The sequence below is a fragment of the Allobosea sp. 01N443 genome, from assembly GCF_056399325.1.
On record NZ_JBFTRC010000002.1, the window covers coordinates 39,805 to 64,669 of the forward strand.

The following is a 24,865-nucleotide window of genomic DNA, read 5'->3' on the forward strand; positions in this document are numbered from 1 at the left end:
GTCGAACGCGAGGCGGGAACAACCCGCCTCGCGTCATAGCATGGATCAGAAGATCGGCTTGCCAGCCGGGTCGGTGGCGCCCTTCCAGGCGGCGCGGACCTGATCCTTGACGTTGGCCGGGAGCGGCACGTAGTCGAGATCGAGCGCGAGCTTGTCGCCGTTCTTGAAGGCCCAGTCGACGAATTTCAGCGCGGACTGCACCTCTTCGGGCTTCTCCGGCTTGGCATGGACGAGCAGGAAGGTGGCGGAGGTGATCGGCCAGGCCTGGGCGCCCTTCTGGTTGTTCAACGAGATGCCGAAGCCGGGAGCCTCGTTCCAGTTCGCATTGGCGGCAGCGGCCTGGAAGGACTTGTCGTCCGGAGCCGGGAACTGGCCGTCGGCGTTCTCGACCAGCGCATGGGCCAGTTTGTTCTGCTTGGCATAGGCGTACTCGACATAGCCGATCGAGTTCGCGACCTGCTTGACGGAGGCCGAGACGCCCTCATTGCCCTTGCCGCCGATGCCGACCGGCCACTGCACGGCCGTGTTGGTGCCGATCTTCGACTTCCAGTCCGGCGAAACGCGCGAGAGATAGTCGGTGAAGACGAAGGTCGTGCCCGAGCCGTCCGAACGATAGACCGGGTTGATGTTGGCGTCAGGCAGGGTCAGGCCGGCATTGATGGCGACGATCTTGGGATCGTTCCACTTCTTGATGGTGCCCTGATAGATGTCGGCGATGATCGCGCCGGTGAGCTTCAGCTTGCCCGGCTCGACGCCGGCAATGTTGACGGCCGGAACGACGCCACCCATGACGGTCGGGAACTGGATCAGGCCGTCCTTGGTCAGGTCCTCGCCCTTGAGCGGGGCATCGGTCGCGCCGAACGCAACCGTCTTGGCCTTGATCTGCCGGATACCGCCGCCTGAGCCGATCGACTGATAGTTGAGACCGATATTGGTCTCCTTCTTATAAGCTTCAGCCCATTTCGAGTAGATCGGGAAAGGGAAGGTCGCGCCCGCGCCGGTAATGTCGGCGGCCTGGGCAACGCCGGCCAAGCCGATCGTCGCAGCCGCGAGAATGAGAATTTTGCGCATTAGAGGAGTCCTCGTCTGGGTCGCAGTCTTTAGCAGCCCCGCTAGAACACCTTCCATGTGACAGACAGATGACAGACCGTCACGTTCGCCGTCACATTGGTCAGGACGGGCTCCGCATCATCGCGCCGAGGCGCGGCAGGATCGCCTTGAAGAGGGCGCCCTTGCCGTACTCGCTCTCGATGGTGAGACGGCCGCGATGGCGTAACACGATGTGCTTGACGATGGCGAGACCAAGGCCCGTGCCGCCGGCCTCGCGGCTCGCGGCCGTGTCGACACGATAGAAGCGTTCGGTGAGGCGGGGCAGATGCTCGGGCGGGATGCCTGGCCCGTCGTCACGAACGCTGACGCTGGCTTCGCTCGCGCCCTCGACCACATTGATTGCAACCACGCCGCCCTCACGGCCATATTTGATGGCGTTCTCGACGAGGTTCTCCATCAGCCGCAGCAACTCGTCGCGGTCCCCCGCGACTTGGACCGGCTGGGTCGGCGTCTCGAGCTTCAACGCCACCTTGCGCTCGCGTGCCATCAGGGTGAGCGAGTCGACGATCTCGCGCGAAATCGCGGAGAGATCGACAGGCGTGTCCGGCGCGAGATGGGCGCGCAGCTCGATGCGCGAGAGCGAAAGCAGATCGTCGACCAACCGCGCCATGCGCAGACCCTGTTCGCGCATGATGGCGAGAAAGCGGTCGCGCGCGCCGGTATCGTTGCGCGCCGGTCCCTGCAGGGTCTCGACGAAGCCGAGAAGGGAGGCGAGCGGCGTGCGCAGTTCGTGGCTGGCATTCGCCACGAAATCGACGCGCATGCGTTCCGTGACGCGCAGCTCACTCAGATCCTCGAAGGTCAGCACCACGGGATTACGCCAGACGCCGCCGGTCAAAGCTGCGATGTGGATGCGGAATGTGCGCTCGACCGGCACGCGCTCGACCAACTCGATGACCCGGCGCCCTCCACGGCGCGAAACCTGCTCGATCGCGTCGATCAGGTCGGGGTCGCGCAGGACGAGCGTGAGCGACTGGCCGCGTTCGAGCGCCGGAATGAGCGCGCGCATCGCTGGGCTCAGTGCCTGCGCCACCCCTTGCGCATCGAGCAGCACCACGGCGGAACCCAGCGCCTCGATCAGCGCTGCAGTGGCCGGCGCGTGGGGATCGACGACATCGACCATGTGAACATGCCTATCAGGAGGAAGCTGGCGCCCTCATAGGGGCTGGCACGCGCTCTGCCAATCGCTCCGGGCGAGATGCCCCCCGCACTTGCGAGGCCCCCCACAGCGCGCGGCGACACTGGGCGAAATCCACGCCATCCAGGATCTCAGCAGGAACGAAGCGCGCTTGGGTGGTCACTATCGGCGACGCGCCGGGCGCCGCGGAGGCCGAGGCTGTCTCGACCATGATCGGAATTGCGACCGGCCGCTCTCGCTCAGATCAAGAATGTATTTTCAGCCAATTATCATCGTTTTATTGAGACAACATCGGACTTGGAAAGGCTACTGATAATGATGCTCAATCGATGTAACGATGACCATCGGCATGGCCAGCCATCTTTTGGCCTTCTACGGACACTATTCGGACATGGAACTGGTCAGCCAGACCAAGAATTTGGTGGCTTGAGCCTTCCATTCTCCCTAGTCTTGTTGAGTCTTTTATGCGTCATTTTATCTTGGCTGCATGCGTTGCAGTATGCCTCCCTGCGACCGCCCAAGCCAATGTCCCCGCCGGCAAGGTTTCCTTCCAACCGCAAGTGAAGGGGTTGGGCTGCCTCAAACCGGAAACCCTGGCGATGATCAGCGAGTTGGTCGCCAAGATCGGCCCGATCAAGATCACCTCGACCTGCGGCGGTCGCCATGCCCGGAACTCGCAGCATTATAGCGGAAAGGCGATCGACTTCAGGCCACTAGCCGCCTCTACACGCAGCGCGGTCGCTGCCGCCAAGGCCCTCGCGAGCACCGGCGGCGTCGGTTCCTATTCGAACGGCATCGTCCATGCGGATGTCGGCGCGCGCGAGGCCTCCTGGTATGGGCACAAGCGCAGCAGCCGCCAGGTCGCCTACGCAGCGCGCAGCAGCCGCTAAAGCGTCGGCTTTCGAGAAAGACGCGGCAATCACAGCAGTCGGATCATCTGACCGGATACGAGATCAGGTCAGATGATCTGAAGGGGCGGCACCCTAGATATCGTGGCGCTTAATGCGGCGGATCATTTCGTGCAGCGCCAGCATCACCAGCGCCAGGATGAAGGGCAGCAGGTAGTAGATGATGCGGAAGAGCAGCAAGGCTCCAAGCACATGACCATAGGGCAGTCGGTTGAGCGCGACGAGCATCGTCGCCTCGAAGACTCCCAACCCGCCGGGCGTATGGGCGGCGATGCCGATCAGGCAAGCGAAGACATAGGCCGCCAGGAAAGCCGGATATTCCAGCCCATAGCCGCCGGGCAGCAGTACGAAGAGCACGGCGGCGGCGGCGCAGACCTCGCAGGCGCCAAGTGTCATCTGGCCTAGCGTGATGCCGAGCCCCGGCAGCGGCAGATTCCAGCCGCGGACCCGGAAAGTGCGTTCCTCGGTCGCGACCCAGACGAGATAGCCGAGGATGGCGAGCCCCGTGGCGCCACCGACGACCTGCACGACCCAGGGCGAGGTGCGCGCGAGCATCGCGACAGAATCGGTGGCATAGAACAGGCAGGCGCTGAGGATCGCGCCGAGGCCGAGCCAGAAGGTCAGGCCGGCGATAATCGTCAGGCGAGCGACCTCGGAGGCGCGCACCCCCTTGGCCGAGTAGATCCAGTAACGAACGGTGCCGCCCGTCACGATCGGGAATCCGAGCGTGAAGGACACGGAATAGCTGGTGAAGGAGGCGAGTGCGGTCGTTCGGTAGGGGATCGACATCCCCAGCCTTCTCAGCGCCAGCGCATCATAGCCGGTCAGCAGCAGATAGCTCAGCGCGGTGAAGCCGAGCGCCAGCCCGATCTGGCGGCGGCTGGCATCGGCGAAGGCACCGGCTACCTGGCCCGGCTCCATCTCGCGGATGATCAGCCAGAGGACGGCCAGTGAAGCGACGAAGATGACCGTGCTGGCAAGTGGGCCGAACCAGCGCCAGCGACTGCGTTTGCGCAGCGGCATTCCGGGCTCGTGCGGGCCGTACGACATGCTCTCTCGTGGTCAATTGCGCGAGGTGGGAATGTGCTCGCGTCGATTGCGGACGGGAGGGCACCGCAGCGCCCCGGCCCCGACAGATAGCKCCTCGGCCGCGATCCACAAGACGGGACGACGCGGCGAATGCGCACCATGAGGCTGACGCAGGTCGCGTCGGGCCGGCATTGCGAYGGCCCGACGACATCTGTCCGCTTCAGCCCAAGCTTTTGGCCAACCTCAAGTTTCTCCGGCTTGAGCCGCAGCGAAGAATGCCTCCGGCCCCTCGATCTCGACCAATTTGCGATTCTCGATCAGCCAGAAGCGATTGCCGACCGCCCTGACGAAGCTGCGGTCATGCGAAACCAGCAGGCAGCTCGCCTCATGCGCCATGAGTTCGCCCTCCAGCGCCTCCTGCCCTTCGATGTCGAGATGGTTCGTCGGTTCGTCGAGCAGGTAGAAATTCGGATTGGCCAAGCGCAAGACCAACATGGCGAGCCGCGACTTCTGCCCGCCCGAGAGCGCGCCGATCCGGCTGCTCTGCATGTCGATCGACACACCCGCCCCCGCTAGCAGGCTGCGCGCCGGCTGGTCGCCGACATCGAAGCGCCGGGTGATCACGCCGTGCGGCGTATCGCTATCGGCGAGTTCGGAAAGACTCTGACTGCTATAACCAAGAGCAAGCGACGGCGTGACCTTGATGCGCGCAGCGTCGGTTTCCGCGATCGCGTCCCTGATCAGGCCAATCAGTCGCGACTTGCCGGTCCCGTTGCGGCCCAGCAGCACGATCCGGTCACCCTGGGCGATCGACCGCTTGCCGGTCTTGAACAGCGGCGCCCCATCCGGCGTCTCGACGGAAAGATCGTCGAGGGTCACCAGGACTTTGGCATGCGTGCCGCGATTGGCCAGCCTGATCGCGCCCGATGAGCGCTCCTGATAGCCAGGCCTCGCCGCCTCTTCCAGGCGCTCGGCCCTTTGCCTGAGCTGCTTGGTCTTGACCACGAGGAGGTCGCTGCCGGAATTGATCCCGATATTGTTCAGCTTCGCCGCCTGCCGGCGCAACTGCTGCGCCGCCTTCATCTCGCGCTGGTAGCGACGCTCCTCCGAGGCGTCGACCTCATCCAGCGCGGCGCGCGCCCGCGTATAGGGCAGCGCGAAGACCGGTGAGCTCTCCAGCCTGAGGAACAGCGTGCGATTGGACACCGCGTCGAGGAAGGCGCGATCATGACTGGAGATCACCACGGGCACGTCGCGCGGCAGACCGTTCAGCCATTCCTCGAGTTGGCTGATCCGGGCGAGGTCGAGATGGTTGGTCGGCTCGTCGAGCAGCAGCATGTCGGGATCGGTCACCCAGACGCTGGCCAGCATGGCGAAGCGTTGCCAGCCGCCGCTCAGCTGCGACAGGGGGCGCCGGCGAAGCGCCTCGGGAATTTCGAGCGCCTCCAGCGCAACGTCGACGCGCCAGGATTCCGTCTCGGCCTGCTCCATCGGGAGCGCGCGACGGACGAGGTCATAGAGGGGCAACGCCAGCAGCCCGGCGGGAATTTCCTGCTCGACATGGCCGACGCGAAGTCCGCGCGACCGCGTGATCTCGCCAGTCGTAGGCTCATGGGAACCAGCAAGGCAGCGCAGCAGGGTGGATTTACCCCGGCCATTGGCTGCGACGAGGCCGAGGCGATCTCCCGCCCCGATCGCAAGATTGAGATTGGAAAAGAGCGGCGCACCGAGCGTGACGCCAAGTTTGCGGGCGTTGATCAAAGCCATAATCGTTCTCTGGACTGCGCGAGCCGTTGTCCGGCATCCAGGAAAGGCGCGTTCCACGGCCTTGAGGATGCGGATGCCGGATGCCTGTGCGGCGTCAGYTCGTTGGGTTGGGAGAGGCGCAGTTCACCGGAGCCATGAGGCTCGACGCTGCGCCGCCACGAAGGGCAGACCGGAAGAGAACCGTTGAGCGATCGTCTTTGGGTCAGCCCTGCAAGACAGCTTGCAGGGCCTGAACGGGGCCACGCTGACGATGGTGACGAAAGAACGTAATCACGCAGCCCCCCTTTCTCGAGTGAACGATGGCAACAGCCCTAGCGCCGTTCCAAATCGTTCGCAACTGCGGCTTGCCTCAGGCAGTCTTGCGGAAAACGCGCAGCGTCTTGAACAGGCCGACCTCCTCGACCGGGCGCGACTTCGCCCAATCCGCAATGATCGGCTCGGCCGAGGCATAGGCGAAGGAGCCGGTATAGAACAGGATATAGCCGCCGGCGTCAGTCTGGTCGGTGAAGAGCTGCATCACCTCGAGATCGGTAAGCGCGCCATAGGCATCGTTCTTCTCGCTGCGGAACTCGCAGGAATGGAACAGGGTGACGATATCGAAGCGCGGCAGCAGCTTTGCGTTGCTGGTATAGATGTCACCGAAATAGGCGGAATAGGTCTTGGTGATCGAGGGGTTCTCGGTCGCCAGCTTGACGAAGGCATCATATTCCTTGGGCGAAGCGGTGATGCCCAGCACCGTGCAGTCGAGCTCCGGCTCGGCGCAGCGGATGCCGATATAGTGATGCCCGCCGGTCCCGAAATGATAGATGCGCTTGCCGGTGAGGCTCTGCTCCTCGAGCCATTCGACGAAATGCACGTCACAAGGGCACTGCTCGACCCGCAGGCCCCAATAGACGTCCCAGATGTTCAGCATGCGATCAGCTCCGTTACAGGCAGGTCCGTCATACCTGCGGCATGAGGCAAGGCGGGCTTGGTCGGGCCCGAGGTACAGGGTTTCGCGGCAAGGCTGACCGAAACGACCGTCATGTCAGGCCCCGCTCCACCACACTGGCCCGCAGGGCGGGCGTGCCATCCGGATTGGCCATCCGCGCCACGCCGCCGGCCCGCTTCATCACGAGATGGTGGCTGGCGGCCTCCGCAAAGCCAGGGCTCTGGCCCATCAGCAGGATGATGGCGCCGGGCCGCACGGCTCGCAGCTCGGCGATGAGCTCGAGCGCAGTGTCGGTTTCGAGGGCGCTGGTGGATTCGTCGAGCAGGAGCACGTCAGGCGCTTCGAGTTCGGCGCGGGCCAGCGCCAGGCGCTGCCTGTCGCCCGTCGCCAGGAGCTTGTCCCAGTCGCGATGCTCGTCGAGGCTCGCGGCGAGCGCAGAGAKCCCGTAACGGCGCAAGGCATCGGCAAGCGCATCGCCTGGACGGGTCAACGCCGTATCAAGAATCGTGCGCAGGCTGCCTTCGCTCAGGTGCAGGCTGTGCGGCACGACGGTCACCCGCGCTCCTTCCGGCAGGGAAATCTCGCCTCTGCCCCAAGGCCAGAGACCGGCGAGCGCCTGGATCAGCGCCGATTTGCCGAGCCCGAGTTCGCCCGAAAGATGCAAGGTCGCGCCGGCCGGCAGGGAGAAGCTGAGATCGGCGGCCAGGTTGCGGCCATCGCGATCGGTCAAGGTGACATCCGCGAGACACAGCAGAGTGTCAGGGCTTTGCTTCACGGTCAGATGATCATCCGGCCGGCTCTGTTCGACACGGTCGAGCGCGTCGGCCAGTTCGTTGACGCGCCGCGCGGCGGCCAGCCACTCGGCGATGCGCATGAAATTGTCGAGCACCCAGTTGAAGGCGTTCTGCACGGCGACAAAGGCGGCAGCGACTTGAACGACCCCGCCGAGCGACATCTCGCCGGAGAGATATTTCGGCGCGGCCAGCAGCAACGGAACGACCGGAACGAGCGCGCCGCTGCCATTGGTGATCCAGGTCAGCCTGCCGCGCTGGCGGATCATGGCGAGCCAGCGCTGCGCCAGGCTGTCATAGGTGCGCGCAACGGCGCGACGCTCGCCTGCCTCGGCGCGAGCGAGCGCGATCGGCTCGCCATGATCGCGAATGCGCATCAGGGCGAAGCGCAACTTGGCTTCGCCCTCGTTTCGAGCCGCAACGAGGCGCGGCAGCCGGCGGCCGACAACGGTGATCAGAAGCGAAACCAGCACCGCATAGAGGATTGCCGCCAATACGAGATAGGCCGGGATGGTGATCGCCCCCGAGCCGGCCGGAATCGTCAGCGCGCCCCCGATCTCCCAGAGGATCTCGATAAACATCACGATGGTGATGAAAGCCGACAGCAGACCTATGGCAAAATCGACGAGCGGTTCGGTTGCCCAGCGCACATCGTCGGCGATGCGATATTCGGGATTGGCCGGCTCGTCATTCGAGAGGCTCAGACGGAAGAAGCGTCGCTCTCCAACCCAGCCGTCAGCGAGCTTCGCCGTTACCCATTGCCGCCAGTGCACCTGGAGCGTCTCGCGCGTGACCAGGATGGCGACGCCGATACCGGCGACGATGAGCGCGAGCACCGGAAAGACCGCCATGGCGGTCAGCGCGCTCTCCGTGTCTTTCTTCTCCAGCGCATCGAAGAACCAGCCGTTCCAGCGATTGACGGTGACATTGACGAAGACGCTGAAGATGATCGATGCCGCCAGCGACAGCGTCCAGAACCRGGCCTTGCCACGGGTCGTTCCACGCCAGAAACCGCCGGTCAAGCCGGCAAAGCGCCAGGCGACCTGCCGATCGGAGGGCAGGCTTTCGGCAATGCCAGGCGCTTCGACTGACTTCAGCAAGAACGATGATCCCCCCGGATCGGAACAACACACGTCCACGCCCGGGTTTTCCCGATTGCCGCACACGCCTGCCAGCATGGCGCCTATCCTGCGCTCGATGAACCAAGGCTGAATGATTCTGACCTTGCGGCACCGATGCCACCCCGCAGTTTCGAATTGTTCTATTTATTCAATGAAAACAATACGTTGCACTACAACCCCCTCGCGCCTACTGAATTTCGCCATGTAAGAATCGGTCACGGCGAGGCAACGAGATGGGCGAGATTTCTGCAGGGGACGTAGTTGCGGCAATCGGCCGGAGCGACGAACTCATCATCCAGGAAACGCTGCGGACCAAGGCGACCACGCTCGAACTGCGTCGGGCGCTCGCCTTCGCAAAGGGCCCCGCCAATGCAAGCCCGGCCGCCTATCAGGCGTTGCCGGCGCGGATGCAGCGTCTCGTCGACCTGCTGACTGCTGCGATCGAGGGATCGGCGCAGCCGCTCGGTCCCGCCCAAGGTGAGAAACCCAACCATCGGCGGGAGGACGCCCACCGTGCCGCTTGAACTGATCCATGACGAGAACACCGAGGCCGCCCGCGCCGCGCTGCGGCAGGTGGTTATGACGGCATTCTGCAACGCCTTGCACGATTCCCAGCTCGCCCCGATGACCGTGATGCGGCTCGCCGCCGAGGCAATCGGCTCGATCTATCGCGAGGTCTCCGATGCCCATCGCCATGAGGACGCTTGTCCATGCGGCTGGCGGCCGAGCCCGGAGCAGGATATCGACGCCCTGCAGGTGGCCCTGGCGCGTCTGGCAAGACCGGCGCCGATCGCCGATCTGAGGCTGGTCGAGGTTGCCGGCCGGGCTTAGATCATCGGTGATCTGAGTCTTCGGGTTTGCATCGGCTTTCCCGAAGGCCGCAATCCACTTTTCGGACCGATGCTTCAAGCGCGGGCACGCGCGAAAGCGCCAACGATCGAGGACGTGAGGACATGAACCAGAGCCAGGCGGCCCTTGCCGCAGCGCCCGGGGATGGCGAGACGCTGCTGCGCCTGCTCGAAACGCGCCGCTCGGTCGGGATGACGATGCTCAGCGAGCCGGGCCCGGATGCTGCAGCGCTGGCCCGCATCCTGACGATCGCCGCCCGCGTGCCCGATCATGGCGTGCTCGAACCCTGGCGCTTCATCGTGCTTGCGGGAGAAGCGCGCAAACGGGCAAGCGAGCGTGTCTCGCGGCTCTATGCCACCGAGAACGCGGCGATGGATGCCGAGAAGCGTGAGAAATTCACCGGGATCATCGGCCGCTCGCTGACCTATGCGCCCCTGATCGTCCTGGTCGTCAGCAAAAGCGACCCCGAGGYGCGCGTCCCGGTCTGGGAGCAGGATCTCTCCGCCGGGGCGGTCTGCATGAACCTGCTCACCGCAGCCCACGCGCTTGGCTTCGGCGCGAACTGGCTCACCGGCTGGGCCGCCTACAGCCCCGGCGTGCACGCCCTGTTCGGGCTTTCGAGCGGCGAGAAGCTCGCGGGCCTCGTCCATATCGGCACGGCGAAGGAAGCGCCGACCGAGCGCCGGCGCCCCGATATCGACGCGATCACCACCGTGTGGACGGGGACGGACTGACCCTGTTCCCGGTGAGTCTGCGTCAGACCAGCGCCGGGCTGGCAGTCGCGCCGATCGTCTGACCGAGATAGCTGCGCTCGAAGGTCTCCATCACCGTCGCCACCATCTTGCGGGCGACATGGAGTTGGTCCTCCTCGAAAGCGATGGCACGCGGCGAGTTCAGGACGATCTCGTAGCTCGGGAAGTAATCGACGAAATCGAAGCGCCGGTAGAGCTCCTCGGCGACGGCGCGCAGCACCGATTTCGAGGCGCTGTTGGCCACGATGACGTCGGCATCCTTGAACGTCGCGCCTAGCGGCACTGGCGAAACGGTGACGATGAAACGCATCTCCGGATGGCAGTGCTCGCGGATCAGCGTGATCGCGCCGAGCATGTCGTTCAAGGTCGCCTCATAGCCGTAGTCGACGAAGCGGAAGCGCTCGGGCATGCGCGAGAGCCAGGTCGGGCCGGGGTGGATATTCATGGCGAGCCCGGTCTCGGAGTCGAGCCAAGTCTCGGTCAGCCCGAGCGTGAAGAAACAGATCCGCGCGTCCCTGATTCGCGAGGTCGCGGCCGTCAGGCGCTTGCGGTTGGCAAGCGCGGTCTGCTGGTCGARCAATCTCAGGCCGCTGGCGTGCGGATCGAACCACTGGTCAGGGGCAAGCTCGATCAGCCCTTCATTCGGATAGGGTTCGTCGAGCAGGACGCGCTTGAGCTCATGCGTCATGGACCGCACCGAGTACTTGTTGAGCGCGCCGCGACTCAAACTTCCGCGCGCCGCACCACCGCCGCGGCCCGTCGCCTCGTTCCAGCTCTCGAAATGCTCAGCGGGAACGCCATGGCCTTCGAGCAGGAGCGACAGCCCACGCATCATCAGGACGTTCTCGACCTCGCGCGCGAAGCAGGAGCCCATCGTAAAAATCGGCCAGGCCGGATCGATCTGGAACTTCGGCTTATGCTCGACCGAGAGATAGTTGCCGGTCGTCAGTCGCTCCTTGGCCATGCGCTCGGGCTTGCCCGAGATCCAGCCGCGCACCGGATTGCCGCGCATGATCGTGAGCGCGGTGCCCGCGTCGTATTCGATCTTCATGGTCTGCTCCTGCCGCTCCTGGCCGTCGACACCATGCCGCCGACCTCTTTCAGGGTGTTCGGTTCAGGCGCCCCCACAGCTTACGCGCTGCGGGGAAGCTCGCCCTCCCCCTTCAACAATCAGGGTTCAGGACAACGGGTCAGCCTCACATCCGGTGGGGAACGCCGTTCCTGTCGAGGAAGTCACGCATGCGGTCGTAGGAGGCGGCATAGCTCTTCGCGAGCGTGTTGAGCTGCGCTTCCTGATAGACGGCTCGCCACCCGCCTTCGGCGAGGGCGGACTCCGGCACGACAGGGATCTTCAGGGTCTCGGCCAGCTCCTGGCTGCGCGTGTCATAGGCGACGAGAACGCCCGGCACGCCCTGCGCCACCGCCGGCAGCACGCCGTGGACGCGGTAGCCGACCGCAAGATCGAGCCCCTGCGCAAACGCGTCATAGCGCTCGACATCGAAGAAGGTGAAAAGCTGTTTCTCGTAGATCCGGCGCATCGCCGCATCATCGGCGCCRCTCCACCAGCCGGTGTGAACGAACTCGGCCACCGCCTTCTCCATCGCCTTCTCGTCGCGCAGGAAGAAGGCTTTCTCCTCCTGCTCGCCATGCGAGGACATCACCATCTCGCTCTGGCGATCGACCTTGAGAAGCGCGGCCTTCTGGTTGCGCAGATAGGCCTCCGGGTCGGCGGTATAGCTCTTGTCCGCCTCGCGCCTGAGGCTGAAGGCGACCTTGCGGATCTCGCGCTGGTCCGGAACCCGGATGGCGAGATCGCGCTTGCGGGTCCGAAAGATCGAGGGGCAGCCGACCACCTCGACATTGCGAATGCCGTTATGGCGCAGCGTCTCGGCGCTGAAGGCGCCGCGCACGCCAATGGCGGCGCAGCGGTCGGAAACGATCTGCCAGAACCGCTTCGAGGCGTCCGGCAGTTCAATGGCGCGGTTCTGGCTCGCCTGCGCGCCGACGCCGATGGCGTAGACCGGCAGCTTGACCTTCTCCAGCACCTCGACGGCACGGAACCACTCCATCTTTTCATGGATGAAATTCGAGCCGCGGACGAAGACGTAGTCGAACTCGCTGGCATAGCGCTCGATATCGGCCTCTGTCGGATTCATGATCTTCATCGGCTCGAGATGCGCATAGCGCAGCAGCTTGAGCGTCGAGTCGAAGACGATCATGTCGCCGATGTTGAAATAGTCGGAGAGTAGCTTCTCCATCGGTGCCCGGTACCAGCGCACCTTGTCGTGCTCGTAGACCTCTCCGGCCGGGTAGATCACCAGTGCGCGCAGCTTTTTCTCGGTCGCGATCGGGGCGAGGCCCGAGCCGGGCGCGATCTTGCCGCTCTCGGCATCGAGCACCGCAATCTCGCGCGGCCGACCGTCCGCGAGCCTGGGCAGCGGGATGGTGAGCTCGGCGACGACGGCATCGCCGGTTATCACCGCGCCCGGCTGGATCGTCGCATAATCCTGGCCGTCGAGCCGCAGGCGCAGCGCCGGCCAGGCCCCATCGGGACGCCTCGCGACGGAGACGACGATCTCGTTCGTTGTGGCACGCAGAATTTTCAAGGCTGGTCCTTCACGATGTGAATCTTGACGCGGACGAGGTCGCGCTCGGGACCGAGCTTGCAGTCCTTCACCCGCATCCGGGTCATGAACAGGAACGCCTCGTCCCCGGTCGTTTCGAAATTGCGCGAGGTGGAGTCGGGGTCGGCAACCGCGCCATAGGCGTAGCGGGTCGTGTCAGCGCAGTTCTTGCTCCACATCGTCGGATGCACGACGAGCGTCTGCAGCGGCGACCAGCGCAGCAGATCCGCGGACCAGCTATAGGCGACGCGGCCGCCCGCGATCCCCTGGCTGGGGTCGGGACCGAGATGGAGCACCGCCAGATAAAGTCCGCTCGGCTCGTGCTTCGTGACGGAGCCGACCGTGGTCGGCAGTCCCTTGAGCGGCTGGCAGGGCTTCGCCTGCGACAGGTCCTCGCGATAGGGATCGACCGCGCGCACCGTGTAGTCGGTGCCGTCAAAGGCCCGCCACGAGGCGGCATCCTTGATGTCGGTGCTGCGGAACAGGCAGACGCCACCCTTCTGGCCCTCGCCGCCGGTGGTCGCGATCAGCGCATACCAGGCGCCGTCCCGCTCGATGATGTTGGACGGGTTGAAGAAACCGCGATGGCGCCCCTGGCCGACATCCTGGCGGAACGCCGGCGCGGCGACGAGCTGGCGCGGCTCTGCGCTGAAATGGCGCCCGCCATCAGTCGAATGCGCTGCCGTTACGACATTGTACCAGCAGCTCATCCTGTCCTTGAAGCGGCAGGCATTGCCGTAGCGGTCGGCATGGTATTCCGCATGCATCAGCCCGAAGACGTCGCGACCGTCGCTGGTCCATGTCGCGGTCAGCCAGTTCTTGTCGCTGAACTCGCTCGGGTCCGGACTGCTCTTGGCCTCGAAGGAGACCGAACAGGAAATCCCGATCCGGTCGAGGCTGGGGCCGGCCATGGCGCGGTTGCGGTAATTGCTGGCGAAGGCGACCACCGCGCCGTTCTGATTGCGGAAGGCCCGCAATGGCGCGTCTGGAATATGCCATTCCTCGCAGCGCTGGCGCGACCAGGCGTAGACGGTCTCCTCCGTGGCGCCGGGAACGATCTCGACGCGATAGCCGGGAGCCTGCGCAAATGACAGGTGCGGAACGGCGAGCAGCGGCAAGGCCGCCAGCGTGGCCGCAASGATGGTGCGTTCCACCATCAGGCCACCTTTCGTTCGGCCTCGGGAATGGCGGGGGCGACCGCCGCCCTGACCGCCGGGGCGCGCATCTTGGTGTCGACCTTGTTCTCGACCAGGAAGTCGCGCATCGCGGCGTAGACCTGGGCATAGGTCGTGTTGAAGCGGTCGAACCGCGCCTGATCCCAATGCTCCTCCAGCCTGAAATCCTGGCCGGAGAAAACGTCGAAGCTCGGGATCTGGAAGGTCTCGGCGAACTCGACCGTGCGGCTGTCATAGGTGAAGTAGATCGAGGGCGTGCCGTTGGCGAGCGCCATCAGGTTGCCGTGCAGCCGGTAGCCCAGCACGAGGTCGAGGCTGCGTACGAGATTCTCGTAATCGGCAACCACGTCCGAATAGAACATCCGGCCGCGATAGAGCGCCTCCATCGCCTCATCGAGGTACCAGGAGGTGGCCCACTCGTTTCCGCGCAGCGCCGCCATCGCCTCCTCCTTCTGCTCCGGCGTTCCCAGCGCGAGTTTCTTCTCCTCGATCTCGCCCTGCGCCATCAGCGTCGCCTCGAACCGGCCCGCCAGCGACTTCACGAGGTCGCGGTGGAAGGTGAGGTAGCGCTTGATGTCCTGCGCATAGGTCGGCGAGACCTCGCGCCGCAGCGTGATGCCGACCTTCTTCACGCTGTCGAGCGCAGGCAACTTGATCGCGAGATCCGGCCTGTTGGCGCGGAACGCCGTGGGGCAACCGATGATCCGGACATTCTTGATGCCGATCTCGTTGAGAATCTCGGCCGAATAGGTGCCGCGCACGCCGAGCGAGGCGGTCGAATCCGCCATCAGCCTGAGCACGGTCTTGGTGTCCTCGCTGAGCTCCAGCTTGCCGCTGACCGGCGCCTGCGCGCCAATGCCGAAGGCGATGACCGGTATCTTTAGCCGGCGCAGCACATCAGCCGTCTGGTTCCATTCCATCTCGGCATGGACATAGTTCGAACCGCGCAGGAAGACGTAGTCGTATTCCGCGTTCAACCGGTCGATCAGCGCCATGTCCGGATTGGCGATCGGCAGGACGTCGAGCTTCTCGAAATTCAGCAGCTTCAACGAGGAGTCGAAGACGAAGGCGTCGCCGATATTATGGTAGTGGTTGATATGGCTCGCGAGATCCGCGTGCTGGTACCAGCGCACATTGTCATGGTCGTAGACCTCTCCCGATGGGATCATGACGAGGATGCGGGCCATGGTTCTGTCTCCCCTGGTTTTCGTGTCGGCTTCTTCTGGCATCAGGCGATCATCGGCGTGGCCGCGCGGCTGGCCGGAACCGGCATGCCGCGCTGCTCGATCAGGCGCTGGTAGAGCGCGATATGCTGGGCGGCGCAGTCGATATGGGTGAGCGGACGGGTGATCCCGGCGCGCAGGCGCGACCAGAGATCGGGCTCGCTCAGGGCGCGCGTCATGCAGTCGACCAGATCCTCCGAGCTGCCCGAGCGGAAATGCAGGCCGTTGACCTCGTCGACGATCTTCTCGGCCATGCCACCGATATTGCTCGAAAGGATCGGGCGGCCGTGGAAATAGGCCTCCTGGATCACGATCGGCGAGTTCTCCCACCAGACCGAGGGCATCACCACCCAGTCGACCGAGCGCATCAGGTTCGGCATCTCGTGGTTCTGGAAGGCACCGCAGAAACGCACCCGCCGGCCGGCATTCTCGACGAGTTCGGCGAACTTCTTCTTGTAGGCCTCGGGCTGGCGCTCGAGATTGCCGCCATAGACGAGCAGGATGGAATCCTCACCCCAGACGGCTTCCGGGATGCGGGTGACCGCATCGATCAGCACATCCGCCCCCTTGTAGGGCGTGAGCTGGCCGAAATAGGCGAAGCGCGAACGCCGTGCCGTCTTGTCCGGCAAGGGCCGGGGCGGTGCGACCTCGGCAACGTCGATGCCGTTCTCGATCACCGAGAAGCGATCGGCCGAGAGGCCCCAATCCTGGTAGCGCTCGGCCAGGAAGCGGCTCGGCGAGATGAAATGATCGGCGAGATTGAGCATGCCCCGGATGAAGGTCTCGCGCGCCAGGAAGCGGCCGGGCGCGATATCCGGGAAGCAGGCATTGCAATCGGTCGGCGAGGCCCGGTAGCAGAGCTTGAAAGCGCCGGTCTTCACCATCTGGCCGTGATGATGGCAGATGCTGAGATATTCGTGGAAGGTCACCACGATGAGAGCGTCGGGCAGCGTGTCCCGCACCGCGAACAGGCATTCGAGCCCGAGCCCGATGAAATGGTGGAAATGCACCACATCCGGCTTCAGGTCGCGCAGCACGCGGACGAAATCGCGCTCAATCTCCTCGGTGTTCCGGTTCGAGAGCAGGAAGTGATCGTATTCCTCGGCGTAGTAGAGTAGCTCGCCGCCGCGCTGGCGCAGGCTCATCAGTGCCGTACCGGCGTGACGCGGCGTCGGCGAGCCGACACGGGCAAGGTAATGCGCGTCGAGGCCTTCGCTTGCCTGCAGGCCCTTGTGCAGATTGTAGGAGGCGATTTCGGCGCCGCCGAGAGACAGGGTCGGGTGTCCATGGGACACGACGAGTACGCGCATCATCATCCTCGCATGTTCGAAACGGCCAGCGCCCAGCGACGGTCGAAGCTGGAGCGGTCGGCGAGCTGGGCAAGCGAGACCAGATGCGGCCGCGCCATCTCGCCATCATCGACGACGTAAACCTCGACCTCCGGCACCCAGAGCGAGGGGAAGCCGTTCATCCTGAGCTTCAGGCAGAGATCGAGGCCCTTTTCGGCCGTCGTGAAGTAGTTGCGGGCGAAGCCCCCGGCTTCGATGAAGGCGGCGCGCGACATCACACAGCATTCGGTGGCGCCGGCCGCGACTTCCATCGGACCGAGATTGCCGATCGCCTCCAGGGGATAGCCGACGAAGCGATTGAAGACACGCCGGCTCGGCCCCTCCCCTTCCATCCAGGCGCCGGCCCAGCGGATCGAGTTGTCTTCGAAAAGCAGCGTGGGGCTMGCGACGCATTGTCCGCCACGCGCCTTGAAGGCGCGCTCGAGCCGGCCAAGCCAACCGGGCATGCGGATCTGCGCGGCCCCCGAGAGTAACGCGATGGTCTGGAAGCGGCAGGCGCGCGCGCCGGCCTCCATCGCGTCGCAGGCGTCCTCGACCCCATCGACGAGCGCAAGCCGCACGGCGAGGCCGTAGAAGCGAGCAAGCCGGCGTGCCTCGGCACCGACCCGGTCAAAGCTCTCGCCGGGGACCGCGAGCACGATAGGCACCGGGCGTATCTCGGGGTCGATCGCGAGCAGGGCGAAGAGCGAGGAGAGCTCGCGCTGGCGATGGTCGAGGCCGATCACCAGCCCCAGATTCGCATCAGCCTTGAAGGCGCCGATATCGATGGTCTCGATCACGCGCGGCGGGGCGATCTCGGCGGCCTGCAAGGCGGGAGCGATCTGGCGTTCGACCACCGAGGCTGCGGTCGAGGATTTCGGATCAAGCAGCGCGAAGACGCGTTCGAGCGTCCGCCGCGGCTGGCCGCGCCCGGCCTCCAGGGGCAGGAAGGCAGGGCCGGATCCCTCGATCTCGAACTCGAGATAGAGCGGCTGGCCGGGCTCAGGCGTGAGCTTCGGTGCGAAGACGATGAAGCCGTGGCTGTTGCGCCGGCCGCCGAGCATATGGGCAAAGCGCGGATCGCCTGCAAAGGCATCGGCGACGTCCGGACGCGACACGCGTGTCCAGACGCGGTCGAGCACGCAGGATTGGCTTCCGGAGCGCAGCGTCACCGCGCTGACATGACGGTCCGGATCGAACAGCCAGCCGATGATCAGGGTGCCGGTGCCCTCCACGATGGTCGCGTCGTCGATGCCGGCCCGCACCGGCGCCTCCAGCAATGCGACCGTGTCCCGGCCATCGAAGCGCTGCGAGGCACGCCGGAGCTTGTCGGACGTCGCCTGCGGCGCGCTGCCGCGCTGCAGCCCGTCGCGCAAATGGCCGGGAACCGTGATCGGTTCGAGCAGGACATGGCGCTCATAGACATCGAGCGCGCGCCAGCCATCCGTGGCGCGGAAGAACAGCCGCTCGATCTCGCTGGGATGGCGGATCTGGCATTCTTCCAGCAGGCCGAAGAAGCCTCGCGCGCCGTCGGCAAGATCGTCGCGCTCGAAGGTTCCTGCCTCCAGAACGGCGAAGGACAGCCCGCCATGGGCGATCAGCAGCTTGGTCCGGCCTGCCGTGAAATCGGAGGTCCAGCCCTGAATGAAAACACCGTCGTCGATCGGCCCCATGACCTCGACGAAGCCGCCGGGCTTGGCGATCGACTGGAGCAGCATCGAGGCTGCGCGCAGGCGGCGTGGATTGGGTTTTCCGGCGAGCAGGATCTCCAGGAGCCCGTCGACAACCATCGGGAAAGCCTGCCCCGAATCCTCGGCAAGGCCGGCAAGGAAGGATTGCAGCGGCAGCGGCTTCGACGCCAGCACGAGGCGCAGCGGCCGGCCGGGGCGACCGAGCAGCAGGGCGCCGGAACCGGAGCGGTCGGTCGCGGGCGCGGGTGCGAGGCAAAGGAAGCCGATGGCTGCCGAGGCTTCGGCCTGCGGCCGGCGCCAGGTCAGCGCCATGGTCTCGGCCTTGTTGCGCGGATTGCCGTCGACGGCGACAGGCACCTTGCCCGGCATCGCGTCGCAGGTGCTCATGATCAGGATGGCGTTCTCGCCGAGCGGCGTCCAGGCGACGGTCGGCGCCGGGCTGATCCGGGTCTGATCGGGGACGATCACTTCACTCATCGCATCACCGGTCCAGCAGGATCAGGGTCAGGGTCACGAAAGACATCAGCGCGGCGAGCCCGGAGAGCGAGCCGAGCAGGATGGTCGCCTGCCGCATCGGGCGCTGCGCCTCCTTGCGGATCGTGACCAGGCGCTCGTCGAAGCTGCGTAGCGTCGCATCGAAACGGAGCTGGAAGACATCGAGCTCGGCCAGGCGCTGGGAAATATGGTCGGCGCGCGCGGCCTCCGCGGCCTCGTCGCGCTGTACACCGCTGCCTGCCATGCGCGTCGTCATCTCGTCGAGTTTCTCGACGAGTTCCTTCTGGGCGAGCTGCCCACGCCGGTTGAGCGCGATCAACGCCTCGACGCGATCGAAGAAGCGCGCAAGCGGCACCGCGATCGCAGCCTCGGCTGCGAGCTCGGCCGGCGGCGGCAATCTGAGCTCGAGCTCGACATCCGTGCTCGGAGAGACGCCGACGATGCTCAGTCGATCGCGGGCTGCGACCRGCGTGTCATCGAGTTCCATCGCAAAGGCATGGCGCCCGTCGCCAATGCCGTTGCGGCGAAGGTCGATGCGGCTCTGGTCGGCGACGGCTTCCATCGCAACCCGCCCATCAAGCTTGAGCCGGACCTTGAGCCGCTCCTCGGGACGGGTCTCATCCCAGATCCAGCCATGCAGGCGGTTGCCGTCGAGGGCATCGACACGGCCATTGAGGCGCGCCGGCACGACATTGGGCAGCCGCTCGGTTCCGTCGGGATCGCGCATGACCGTCATGCCGCCTCCGCGAGTGTGAGCCTGTCGAACAGCGCGAGATGCGCCGCGGTGCATTCAGCGATGGTCGGCTGGGGCCGGATGCCGTCGACGAGGCGATCCCACAGGCCCTTCTCCTCGACCGCGCGCCGCAAGGTGCGGGCAAGCTGGGCCGGATCGCCCGGGCGGACATGCAGCCCGTCGATGCCGTCCCGCACCATCTCGGCCATGCCACCGATACCGCTGGCGATGACGGGGCGGCGGTGCTGGAACGCCTCCTGGATGACGAGCGGGGCATTCTCCCACCAGATCGAGGGCATCACCACCCAATCGATCTCGGCCATCAGCTCCGGCATCTCCTCGCGATGATAGGGGCCGCAATGGGTCACCATGCCGTCCGAGGCCGCGAGCGCCGCCTCGAACTCCGCAATGAAGGCCTCGCTCTGGAACGGGGCCCCGCCATGGATGCGCACTTCGAAGCCGCGCAGGCCCGAGGCACTGAGCAGCGAGGCTGCCTTGACCAGCTCCAGCACCCCCTTCCAGGGATTGACGTTGCCGAAATAGCCGAAGCTGGCGCGGGGCCCGCGCTTGGCCCGGTGCGGTGCCGGTTCGCGAGCCGGGCGCGCGTTCTCGATGACGTCGATGCGGTCGCCCGCCAGCCCCCAGTCGACATAGCGCTGGCGCAGGAAGCGGCTCGGCGCGACGAACTGATCGACCGCTGCAAGATGGGTCTTCAGGAAGCGCTCGCGCAGCAGGAAGCGGTCGGAGCCGATTCCGGGAAAGCAGCCMCGGCAGCGTGTCGGAGAGGCCGCGGTGCAGCGCTCCTTGTCGGTCGGCCGCACCATCAGCCCGTCATTATGGCAGATCGGGTAATAGTCATGCAGCGTCATCACGATCTTCACCGCCGGCAGGAGGCGCCGCGCCAGCGTCAGGAACTCGGCCCCGATCAGCACGAGATGGTGGATGTGAATCACATCCGGCCGGTATTCCTGAAGCAGGCTGGCGAGATCCTGGAGTGTGCCGTAGTGATCGATCTGGCTGAGATAGAAGCGGTCGAAATGGCCACTCCACAGCAGGACATCGCCATCGGTTCCGGTAGCCTGCAAGGCCGTGCCGGGATGCGCCTCACGGTGGATCGCGTTGGTCGCGCCGAGGAAGAGCACGTCGCAGCCCTGCTCGCGATAACCACCGGCGAGGTCATGAGCCAGAATCTCGGTGCCACCGGGATGCAGATCGGGATGGTTATGCGCGACGACGAGGATGCGGCGGCTCATCGGCTGCGCTCCGGCTTGGTCGCGATCAGCACGTCCTGGTAATGTGGTGCGTTGATGCCGCGMCAATGGCCGCGTCCAAGGCTCTCGACGAGCAGCCCGGCAGCTTGCGTCTGCGCGATCAGGAACTCCTCCTCGATGCCRGCGGCAGCGAGCGGTGCCTCCTCGATCGCGTACCAGCCCGGCCCATCACGCCAGCGCTTGAATTTCAGGCGTTCCTGTCCCGTCGGCTGCCCGTCAATGGCGAAGGCGGTCAGGAACAGGCGTCCGCCCGGCGCAAGCAGGCGGCAGGCCTCCTTGAGGTAGACCGTCAGTTCCTCCGGCGGCAGATGCGTCGCCACAGAGACCATCGTGATGAAATCGAAGCTCTGGTTCGCGAAGCCGAAAGCGACTTCGGTGCCGGGCAGCGAACCCTGCGGATTGTAGAGGGGATGAGCGATGTCGAGCCGCTGAAAGCGGAAGCGTGGGTAGACCGGCGTGATCGTCTGGGCACACCAGAGGATGCCGTCCATCACGGGGTCGACGCCGTCATAGCTCGCTTTCGACGGATCGAGATACTGCGTCAGCGGCACCGCCATGCGGCCGATGCCGCAGCCGATGTCGAAGACACGCTCCGTCGGCTTCAGGCGGCCGATCCGGACGTAATGGCCCAGGAATTCCGCGCCGATCTCGCGGTAGTCGCCGTCACCGACAAAAATGTTCTCGGCCGGCGGATGCGGCAGGAAGCGGTTGGTACGGATATGGTCGAGCAGCCAGTCGAATTCCTTGCCGGGGGGGCTGAGGATCGCGCCCGGGCTGGGCTCTATGGGACGCAGTGCCAGGGTCGCCGTCATGCAGCGCTTGCCCTCCTGAGGACGGTGCGGGGAAGAATGTCGGGATCGCGCGCGGGCGCGGCCTTGCGCGGCAGAGCCGATTCATCGGCCATCAGCGCTTCGATCTGGGCGTCCCAGCGGCCCGTCTGCAGCCAGGCATTGTGCTGCGAGGCAACGCCGCGGGTGTAATCCAGGCTCTTGGAGATCGACTGGCGCTCGAGATGGTAGAGCGCGACGGACGGCACATACTTGATACCGAAGCCGGCCTGCCGGATCTTCAGGCAGAGGTCGCTATCCTCGTAGTCGCCGATGACATAGCTGTCGTCGAAGCCACCGACCTCGTTGAAGAGCGCACGCGGCAGCACGATGCAGGCACCGGTGACGCCGGGTACGAGCCGCTCGACATTGGCGGGCCGATAGCTGCCCGGCATGCCCTTGAAGTAATGATGGTTGAGCCAGACGCCGTGACGGTCCCGCTTGAAAAGGAGGCCGGCATGCTGCAGCGAGCCGTCGTCATAGAGCAGTTTCGGCCCGACTGCGCCGACACGCCCGCGCCGGTCGAGCTTGCGCGCCAGCGCGGGCAGCCAGCCGGCCTCGCTCGGGATCACATCCGAATTGACCATGGCGAGCACATCGCCACGCGCCGCCTCGGCCCCGGCATTGCAGGCGGCCGAGAAACCGCCATTGCGGCCCATCACCACGAGCTGGATCGCCAGGCCATAGGCAAGGTGCAGGCCGCCGAGCAGATGCGCGACCTCAGCCTCATGCTCGGGGGAATCGAGCACATAGATCAGCTCGGCCTTCTCGACGAACCAGGGATCAGCCGCAAAGGCTGACACCTGGAYCCGCAGAAAGTCATAGACCCGGTAGAGCGGGACCACGACCGAGACACTCGGCCGGTCCGGCAAGGAGCCGATCGTCCGCACACGTGGCTCCGGCAGGCTGTCGCGCAGCGCGGACTGGCACGCGGCAAGCACGGGAGCGAGGCTCTGCTGCAGGATTTCAGCCGTGAGATGCTGCGGCGGGATCGAGGCCAGGGCCCGGGCGCGGATGGTCGCAATGTCGGCGGGCTGCGGCGCCGGGCGCAGGAAAAGCGTGGTCCCCGATCGCAGCTTCAGCGCGCAGCGCGGCTGCAGGACAGGAGCGCCGCCGGCATAGTCGGGCACGAGACCCAGGAAGCCGGTCACGGCTCGGTTGTCGCCGCCGGGCTCTGCCATCACGGCCCGGAACCGCGCGATCCGGTCACCGATCGGGCTCGGCGCGCCGGTGCTGCGGTGTATGAGGATCTGATCGAGCAAGCCGTCCAGGTCGCGGTACCAACCACCGAGCAGCAGGCCGGCGGAGGTCGAGACGGCGAGATCGAGCTCGGCCGAGGGCAGGTCGTCGTGACGACGGACGCTCTGGACCGGCAAGGGCAGTCGCCTCTGCATCTCGATCGCGAGCAGGCGCCCCTGTTCGGACTGGCCGGCCAGTTGCTCGACGAGCCAGCTGCGCAGATCGTCGCGCTCACTGGCCTTCCCGGCCCACCAGCGGCCAAGCGTCGGCGCCGTGGCGCGCTCGGGAAGGGCCCGGACGATCAACCCGACATCGCTTTGCAGGACGAGCAGCCCCGCTCCGCGCGGCTGGGGCTCATCAAGGACCAGGTGCAGCGAGCGGCGGGCACTCCGGTCAGGTTTGCCGAGCCTCGGATTCGCAGCGATACGCGTCAGGCTTGCGGGGCCGAGCCAGTATGCCACCTTGATCGCGTCGAGGCGCCCGGGCACCGAGGATTCAAGAAGGATCTTGCCGTCGGGCAGCGCAGCGACCGGCAACACAGGCGTCGGTTTGCGGGAAAGTGCGAGCAGGAACTGGCGCAGGAAGGCGAGATAGGCGGTCGTCTCCCGCAGGTTGAACAGGGTTGGCCAGGTCGCGATCAGGGCGTTTGCCAGCGCAATCCTCGCGGCCGGCGTCAGCTCGCGCAGAATCTCGGGCGCCTCCGCCATTGCATGCACGAATTCGGGATCGAAGGAGACGGCCTGATCCGGACCGAGATTGCCACCGGACAAGGTCGCGACGATCTCGTCATGGCCGGAATGCCGGAAGACAGAGACGATCCGGGTGCGCCCGTCGCCCAGACCCAGCGTCAGCGAGGCGGAGGAAACGCGCCGCTCCCGGCTTGCCAGCGATACGACCTGCCGATCAGCGAGCGGTCCGTCGAGGCTCCAGCTCAGCAGGAACACGGAACCACAGAGCCGCAGCAACTCGGGATTGGAGTTTTGGTCTCCGACCAACTGGGTCGTCGTGATCGTCAACATGGCTCAACTTCCGACGTGTCAGGGTGCGACGCCGGCCGGGAGTAGCCGGCGTCGCGAGGTCGTTACGCGACGGTGAAGTAGGAGTTCGGATCGCTCTGGACGTCCTCGGCGGTGACGCCGACGAGAGTGAGCGAATCGCCGTTGCCGAGATCGACAACCGCATTGCCGTTGACCGTCGTCGTCCGCGCGGCGAGGTCGTCTGCCGAGGTAACGCCGGTGCCGTTGATGTCGGAGGCGATCTGCAACATGTCGTGACCGGCATCGAAATCGAGCACGAGATCGTTGCCGCCGCCCCCTTCGAAGACGAAGACGTCGTTGCCGGCACCGCCGGACAGGATGTCGTTGCCCTCCCCGCCGAAGAGCAGGTCGTTGCCGAGACCACCCTCGAGCACGTCATTGCCGGAGCCGCCCTGGAGGATATCGTTCCCTTCGCCACCGATGAGAACGTCGTTGCCGGAGTCGCCCTGCAGCAGATCGTTCCCCTCGCCACCCATGAGCACGTCATCCCCCTGGCCGCCGGAGAGCAGATCATTGCCCTCGTCGCCGGAAAGGACATCGTCGCCTTGACCGCCGAAGAGGATATCGCGCCCCTCGCCACCGAAGATGACGTCATCGCCTTGGTCGCCGAAGAGGACATCGTCGCCGTCTTCGCCGAACAGGACGTCTGCTCCATGGCCGCCCTTGACGACGTCGTCGCCGGCACCGGCATGAATCACATCGCTGAACCGTGTCCCGATCAAGAAGTCGTCGAACGCGCTGCCTTCTATCGTGGCCATAGTCACCTCCTGGAAATGAACTGAGGCGCCCCGAGGGTCTCGGCGCGCATTCGCCAAAACACCTCGCA

Annotated in this window: 21 protein-coding genes; 4 read left to right on the forward strand and 17 right to left on the reverse strand. The window is 65.4% G+C overall.

The features are described from left to right. Nucleotides 1-45: 45 nt before the first annotated feature. Nucleotides 46-1,071 (reverse strand): phosphate ABC transporter substrate-binding protein PstS, encoded by a 1,026-nt coding sequence (gene pstS / locus AC1DRP_RS01195; protein ID WP_441506370.1) that lies wholly within the window; start codon nucleotides 1,069-1,071, stop codon nucleotides 46-48. Nucleotides 1,072-1,171: 100 nt separating this feature from the next. Beyond that, nucleotides 1,172-2,233, reverse strand: coding sequence for an ATP-binding protein (locus AC1DRP_RS01200; RefSeq protein WP_441490777.1), 1,062 nt, complete (start codon nucleotides 2,231-2,233; stop codon nucleotides 1,172-1,174). 614 nt (nucleotides 2,234-2,847) lie between these two features. Between AC1DRP_RS01200 and AC1DRP_RS01205 the strand changes: the two genes are divergently transcribed. Further along, nucleotides 2,848-3,138, forward strand: a complete 291-nt coding sequence (locus AC1DRP_RS01205) for a hypothetical protein (protein WP_441490776.1) — start codon at nucleotides 2,848-2,850, stop codon at nucleotides 3,136-3,138. Between the two features lie 93 nt (nucleotides 3,139-3,231). Here the strand turns inward: AC1DRP_RS01205 and AC1DRP_RS01210 are convergent, their stop codons facing one another. The 4 genes from AC1DRP_RS01210 to AC1DRP_RS01225 form a co-directional block, all read right to left on the reverse strand. Then, on the reverse strand, nucleotides 3,232-4,179 hold the full coding sequence (locus tag AC1DRP_RS01210) for a lysylphosphatidylglycerol synthase domain-containing protein (protein WP_476767586.1): 948 nt from the start codon (nucleotides 4,177-4,179) through the stop codon (nucleotides 3,232-3,234). Nucleotides 4,180-4,428: 249 nt separating this feature from the next. Beyond that, on the reverse strand, nucleotides 4,429-5,952 hold the full coding sequence (locus AC1DRP_RS01215; RefSeq protein ID WP_441506371.1) for an ABC-F family ATP-binding cassette domain-containing protein: 1,524 nt from the start codon (nucleotides 5,950-5,952) through the stop codon (nucleotides 4,429-4,431). Between the two features lie 349 nt (nucleotides 5,953-6,301). Continuing rightward, entirely contained in the window at nucleotides 6,302-6,865 is a 564-nt protein-coding gene (locus AC1DRP_RS01220; RefSeq protein WP_441490773.1) for a hypothetical protein, read from the reverse strand. 109 nt (nucleotides 6,866-6,974) lie between these two features. Further along, nucleotides 6,975-8,774 (reverse strand): ABC transporter ATP-binding protein/permease, encoded by a 1,800-nt coding sequence (locus tag AC1DRP_RS01225; protein ID WP_476767587.1) that lies wholly within the window; start codon nucleotides 8,772-8,774, stop codon nucleotides 6,975-6,977. A gap of 254 nt (nucleotides 8,775-9,028) precedes the next feature. Here AC1DRP_RS01225 and AC1DRP_RS01230 point away from each other — a divergent pair, with 254 nt between their 5' ends. The 3 genes from AC1DRP_RS01230 to AC1DRP_RS01240 all read left to right on the forward strand — a co-directional run bounded on the left by AC1DRP_RS01230 (nucleotide 9,029) and on the right by AC1DRP_RS01240 (nucleotide 10,378). Beyond that, a complete protein-coding gene (locus tag AC1DRP_RS01230) occupies nucleotides 9,029-9,319 on the forward strand; it encodes a hypothetical protein (protein WP_476767588.1) in 291 nt (96 codons plus the stop codon). Continuing rightward, nucleotides 9,309-9,626, forward strand: a complete 318-nt coding sequence (locus tag AC1DRP_RS01235; RefSeq protein ID WP_441490770.1) for a hypothetical protein — start codon at nucleotides 9,309-9,311, stop codon at nucleotides 9,624-9,626. Before AC1DRP_RS01230 ends, AC1DRP_RS01235 begins: the two co-directional genes overlap by 11 nt. 122 nt (nucleotides 9,627-9,748) lie before the next feature. Continuing rightward, on the forward strand, nucleotides 9,749-10,378 hold the full coding sequence (locus AC1DRP_RS01240; protein ID WP_476767589.1) for a nitroreductase family protein: 630 nt from the start codon (nucleotides 9,749-9,751) through the stop codon (nucleotides 10,376-10,378). 22 nt (nucleotides 10,379-10,400) lie between these two features. On the opposite strand, the gene AC1DRP_RS01245 is transcribed toward AC1DRP_RS01240, so the two are convergent. The 11 genes from AC1DRP_RS01245 to AC1DRP_RS01295 form a co-directional block, all read right to left on the reverse strand. Beyond that, the gene (locus AC1DRP_RS01245; protein WP_476767590.1) at nucleotides 10,401-11,447 is read right to left on the reverse strand and encodes a GSCFA domain-containing protein; all 1,047 of its coding nucleotides are present in this window, start codon (nucleotides 11,445-11,447) and stop codon (nucleotides 10,401-10,403) included. Between the two features lie 145 nt (nucleotides 11,448-11,592). Then, complete coding sequence (locus AC1DRP_RS01250; protein ID WP_441506376.1) at nucleotides 11,593-13,002, reverse strand: polysaccharide pyruvyl transferase family protein; 1,410 nt, start codon at nucleotides 13,000-13,002, stop codon at nucleotides 11,593-11,595. Further along, complete coding sequence (locus AC1DRP_RS01255) at nucleotides 12,999-14,174, reverse strand: hypothetical protein (RefSeq protein WP_476767591.1); 1,176 nt, start codon at nucleotides 14,172-14,174, stop codon at nucleotides 12,999-13,001. Before AC1DRP_RS01255 ends, AC1DRP_RS01250 begins: the two co-directional genes overlap by 4 nt. A 2-nt stretch (nucleotides 14,175-14,176) precedes the next feature. Then, a complete protein-coding gene (locus AC1DRP_RS01260) occupies nucleotides 14,177-15,382 on the reverse strand; it encodes a polysaccharide pyruvyl transferase family protein (protein ID WP_441506378.1) in 1,206 nt (401 codons plus the stop codon). Between the two features lie 41 nt (nucleotides 15,383-15,423). Beyond that, nucleotides 15,424-16,728, reverse strand: a complete 1,305-nt coding sequence (locus tag AC1DRP_RS01265) for a glycosyltransferase family 4 protein (RefSeq protein ID WP_441506379.1) — start codon at nucleotides 16,726-16,728, stop codon at nucleotides 15,424-15,426. Between the two features lie 2 nt (nucleotides 16,729-16,730). Continuing rightward, nucleotides 16,731-18,914: a glycosyltransferase family 2 protein gene (locus AC1DRP_RS01270; protein WP_441490763.1), complete on the reverse strand. Its 2,184-nt coding sequence runs from the start codon at nucleotides 18,912-18,914 to the stop codon at nucleotides 16,731-16,733. Nucleotides 18,915-18,918: 4 nt separating this feature from the next. Then, nucleotides 18,919-19,668: a hypothetical protein gene (locus tag AC1DRP_RS01275; RefSeq protein ID WP_476767592.1), complete on the reverse strand. Its 750-nt coding sequence runs from the start codon at nucleotides 19,666-19,668 to the stop codon at nucleotides 18,919-18,921. Then, the gene (locus AC1DRP_RS01280; RefSeq protein ID WP_476767593.1) at nucleotides 19,665-20,918 is read right to left on the reverse strand and encodes a glycosyltransferase family 4 protein; all 1,254 of its coding nucleotides are present in this window, start codon (nucleotides 20,916-20,918) and stop codon (nucleotides 19,665-19,667) included. Before AC1DRP_RS01280 ends, AC1DRP_RS01275 begins: the two co-directional genes overlap by 4 nt. Further along, a complete protein-coding gene (locus tag AC1DRP_RS01285; RefSeq protein WP_476767594.1) occupies nucleotides 20,915-21,748 on the reverse strand; it encodes a class I SAM-dependent methyltransferase in 834 nt (277 codons plus the stop codon). Before AC1DRP_RS01285 ends, AC1DRP_RS01280 begins: the two co-directional genes overlap by 4 nt. After that, nucleotides 21,745-24,021: a glycosyltransferase gene (locus tag AC1DRP_RS01290; RefSeq protein ID WP_476767595.1), complete on the reverse strand. Its 2,277-nt coding sequence runs from the start codon at nucleotides 24,019-24,021 to the stop codon at nucleotides 21,745-21,747. The genes AC1DRP_RS01285 and AC1DRP_RS01290 overlap by 4 nt, the downstream gene beginning before the upstream one ends. Nucleotides 24,022-24,083: 62 nt before the next feature. Further along, nucleotides 24,084-24,797 (reverse strand): calcium-binding protein, encoded by a 714-nt coding sequence (locus tag AC1DRP_RS01295; RefSeq protein ID WP_476767596.1) that lies wholly within the window; start codon nucleotides 24,795-24,797, stop codon nucleotides 24,084-24,086. Nucleotides 24,798-24,865: the final 68 nt, after the last annotated feature.